This window comes from Sphingopyxis sp. (assembly GCF_041916015.1).
In the GTDB taxonomy this organism is placed as follows: domain Bacteria; phylum Pseudomonadota; class Alphaproteobacteria; order Sphingomonadales; family Sphingomonadaceae; genus Sphingopyxis.
This window is the reverse complement of sequence record NZ_JAYSAH010000085.1, coordinates 1-4118: the sequence shown is the minus strand read 5'-3', so window position 1 is coordinate 4118 and position 4118 is coordinate 1. Positions and strand designations below refer to the sequence as shown.

4 protein-coding genes are annotated in these 4118 nt (G+C 66.0%); 1 reads left to right on the top strand and 3 read right to left on the bottom strand.

From position 1 onward, the window contains the following. Positions 1-16: 16 nt before the first annotated feature. The 3 genes from ACE3SL_RS12875 to dapB form a co-directional block, all read right to left on the bottom strand. A complete protein-coding gene (locus ACE3SL_RS12875) occupies positions 17-1387 on the bottom strand; it encodes a M20/M25/M40 family metallo-hydrolase (protein WP_374526141.1) in 1371 nt (456 codons plus the stop codon). A gap of 412 nt (positions 1388-1799) precedes the next feature. Further along, a complete protein-coding gene (gene nth, locus ACE3SL_RS12870) occupies positions 1800-2456 on the bottom strand; it encodes an endonuclease III (protein WP_374526140.1) in 657 nt (218 codons plus the stop codon). 5 nt (positions 2457-2461) lie between these two features. Then, on the bottom strand, positions 2462-3190 hold the full coding sequence (dapB, locus tag ACE3SL_RS12865) for a 4-hydroxy-tetrahydrodipicolinate reductase (protein ID WP_374526139.1): 729 nt from the start codon (positions 3188-3190) through the stop codon (positions 2462-2464). Positions 3191-3305: 115 nt separating this feature from the next. On the opposite strand from dapB, the gene ACE3SL_RS12860 reads away from it, so the two are divergent. Then, positions 3306-4019 (top strand): NAD-dependent deacylase, encoded by a 714-nt coding sequence (locus ACE3SL_RS12860; RefSeq protein WP_374526138.1) that lies wholly within the window; start codon positions 3306-3308, stop codon positions 4017-4019. The last annotated feature ends 99 nt before the right edge of the window (positions 4020-4118 follow it).

The window sequence follows — 4118 nt, the reverse complement described above, 5'->3', positions numbered from 1 at the left end:
GGCGGGGCCACGACACCTATTTCGACAGATCGCGCAGCAAGCTGTCCCAATACGCGAGCGCCGGGGCGATCGCATCGACCGGCGCGCGTTCGTTGAGGCCGTGCGCGAAGCTATCGCTCGCCTTGCTGAACAGCCCCGCGACGCCATAGCTCGGCACGCCGACGGCGCGGAAATGCAGGCTGTCGGTCGCCCCGGCGCTCATCGACGGAATGATCGGCAGCCCCGGCGCGCGCGCATGGACCGCCTTGGTCACCGCCGCCATCACGTCGGGGCGCAGCGGCGAGGCGTCGCTCGCGGTCGCGTCGGGGTCGGTGTTCACCTTGACCGCGGGGTCGGCGATGACCTTTTCGAGCTCGGCGCGCACCGCCTCGATGCTGACGCCCGGAAAGATGCGGCAGTTGATGTTCGCCGTCGCCCTTTGCGGCAGCGCATTCTCGGCATGGCCGCCCTTGACCAGCGTCGGCACGCAGGTCGTGCCGATCTGGCCGACATATTCGGGATCGGCGCGGATCGCGGCGATCGCCTTCGCATCGGCGGGATTGGCGGCAAAGGCCTTCAGCGCCGCGCCGATGTCGCCGCCGACCTGATCGGCGACGATCGGCATGCCGATCCTGGTCAGCTCGTTCTGCTGCGGCGTGAAACGATAGGCGCCGATCTTCGCGAGCGCCTCGGACAGCTCGACAATCGCATTGACCGCGCCGGGACGCGAGCTGTGCCCGCCGGGGTTGGTGACTTCGAGCACATAGTCGGCATAGGTCTTCTCGCCCGCCTGCAGCCCATAATATTTGGGCTTGCCGTCCTCGCCGATCAGCCCGCCGCCGCCATCGCCGTTGAGCGCAAATTCGGCGCCCTTATATTTCGCCGCGAGCGCGCGCGTCGTCATCATCGAGGTTTCCTCGTCGCCCGACAGCGCGAGAATGATGGTCCGCTTCGGCTTGAAGCCCTGCTGCTTCAGCGCGGCCATCGTCGCGACCATCATCGCGACGTCGAACTTGTTGTCCTCCGACCCGCGGCCGAAGATATAGCCATTCTCCTCGACCGGCACGAAGGGATCGCGGGTCCAGTCCTTGGGGTCGGCCTCGACGACATCCATATGGCCGAGGAGGACGATCGGCTTGGCCTTGGTCGTCCCCTGCAAGGTGGCGGCAAAGGTCGCGGTTTCGCCCATCGGGGTGATTTCAATGTCGGCATCGCTGTATCCCGCCGCCTTCAGCACACCGGCGTAGTATGCCGCCAGTTCGGGCACCTTGCCGCGCCCCTCGACCGTCGGAATCGCGACGCTGTCCATGAGGATCTTCTTCGCCGCCGCAGTGTCGGCGGGTTTGGCGTGAACGGGCGCCGCGGCCAGCATGGCGGCGGACGCAAGGAAGGCGGAAACAAGACGCATATCGGCAACCCCTTTAATCTTTTCGTTCGATCCGTTCGGACCGAGCCGGTCGAAGCCCGCGCATATGCTGGAGGAAGAACGGCGCTTCGACAAGCCCGGGGATGGGGGTCCGTTAGCGAGCGATTGCGGCCAGAGCCGCGAAGGCGGCTCCGAATGAGATTCGCGCAGAGGCGCAAAGATCGCAGAGGCGGAGTGCTTTTCCCCTTTGCGGCCTCTGCGCCTCTGCGCGAATCTTATGGGATGCCGGGTTTCGGCCGTTAAGCGATATTTCGTGTCTTTATAACATCGTCATTCCCGCGCAAGCGGGAACCCAGAGCGTGCGTCGGCTGACCCCACACTGGGTTCCCGCTTGCGCGGGAATGACGAAGGTGGGGCATGTCCGCTCACCACCCCAAGCCAGACCAATACTCGGCTACGCCGCCTTCTTCGCCTTGGGCGCCGGGGTCTTCGGCTTGTAACGGCAGAGATCGGCCACCGGGCAGCGCCAGCATTCGGGGGTGCGGGCCTTGCAGATGTAGCGGCCGTGGAGAATCAGCCAGTGGTGCGCGCCGACGCGGAAGGGCGCGGGGGTTTCCGTCTCCAGCTTCTTCTCGACCGCGAGCGGCGTCTTGCCGGGCGCGAGGCCGGTGCGGTTGCCGACGCGGAAGATGTGGGTATCGACCGCGAAGGTCTCCGCCCCGAAGGCGCAGTTCATCACGACATTGGCGGTCTTGCGCCCGACCCCCGGCAGTTCGACCAGCGTATCGCGGTCCGCGGGCACCTCGCCGCCATAGTCGCGCACGAGGATTTCGCTGAGCGCGATGACGTTCTTCGCCTTGGCGTTGAACAGCCCGATCGTCTTGATATGCTGCTTGAGGCCGTCCTCGCCGAGGTCGATCATCGCCTGCGGCGTCTTCACCTCCTGAAACAGCTTCCGCGTCGCCTTGTTCACCCCGACGTCGGTCGCCTGCGCCGACAGCACGACCGCGACGAGCAATTGATAGGTGTTGCCGAATTCGAGCTCGGTCTCCGGACTCGGGTTGAGCTCGGCGAGGCGGCGGTAGAATTCGAAGATGTCGGCCTTCTTCATGGCGGTCAGTTCAGCCCCAGCACCTGCGGCATCGTATAGCGGTCGGGCTTCTGGTTCAGCAGCCACAGCGCCGCGCGCACCGCGCCGCGCGCAAAGATCATGCGGCTTTCGGCGCGGTGCGACAGGGTGATCATTTCCTCGTCGCCGGCGAAAATCACGTCATGGTCGCCCGCCACCGTGCCGCCGCGCAGGCTCGCAAAGCCGATATTGCCGCGCCCGCGCGCGCGCGTGACGCCGTCGCGGCCGCGTTCGGCGCCGGTTTCGAGACTGATCCCGCGTCCTTCGGCGGCCGCCTGTCCGAGCAGCAGCGCGGTGCCGCTCGGCGCATCGACCTTCATCCGGTGGTGCATCTCGACGACTTCGATATCCCAGCCGGGATCGAGCCGTTTCGCCGCCTCGCGCACCAGATGCGCAAGCAACGTGACGCCGAGCGAGGTGTTGCCCGTCTGGAGCACCGCGATATCCTTTGCGGCATCGTCGATCAGATAATGATGGCGCTCCTCGAGCCCGGTCGTGCCGATCAGGATGGGCCTATGCGCGGCCACACAAGCGTCGAGCGTCGCCTCGAGCCCCGCGGGCGACGAAAAATCGACGAGGACATCGCTTTCGCTGACGAGTTTCAGCACATTGCCGCCGCGATCGATGCCGCCGCCCTGTTGCCCCGCCTCGGATATCGCGGCGGCGAGCGCGACCCCCATCCGCCCTTCGCTGCCGATAATGCCGATGCTGGTCATATGTGTCCCCTTGCTTTCGCCTTCCCTTAGCCGCTCGCGTCGCGCGAAGTCGAGATGCACACCGACACGGCGCGACATCTCGACTTCGCGCGATACCAGCGGATAGAGAGGAGGCATGACTGCGATCCAGAATATCGTCATCCTGACCGGCGCCGGCGTATCCGCCGAAAGCGGCATCGACACGTTTCGCGACGGCGGCGGATTATGGGAACAGCACCGCGTCGAGGATGTCGCGACGCCCGAGGCTTTTGCCCGCGACCCCGACCTCGTCCTGCGATTCTACGACATGCGGCGCGCGGCGATCCGGACGAAGGCGCCGAACGTCGCGCATGAAGCACTGGCGCGGCTCGACGCCGAATGGCCAGGCGAACTGCTGATCGTGACGCAGAATGTCGATGACCTGCACGAACGCGCGGGGGCCAAGCGGCTGATCCATATGCATGGCGAACATCTGAATGCCTGGTGCACCGCGTGCGGCAACCGCATGCCGTGGACGGGGCCGCTGCTCGACCGGCCGGCGTGCAGCACGTGCGGCATCGCCGGCCACCTTCGGCCCGACATCGTCTGGTTCGGCGAGATGCCGTACCGGATGGAGGAGATATATCACGCGCTGAACCGCGCCGACCTGTTCGTGTCGATCGGCACATCGGGTGCGGTCTATCCCGCCGCGGGGTTCGTGCGCGAAGCGCGCGCGTCGGGCGCACGGACGCTGGAACTCAATATGGAGCCGAGTCAGGGCAGCTACTGGTTCGACGAGGCACGGCATGGCCCGGCGACGGCGCTGGTGCCCGCGTGGGTGGATGAGGTTTTGGGCAGCAACGGCAGTTAGCGACCGGAAGGGGACAAGCCAAGCCTATACTCCCGTTCGTGTCGAGCGAAGTCGAGACACGCGAAGGCTGGCGCTTCCCAAGCGTGTCTCGACTTCGCT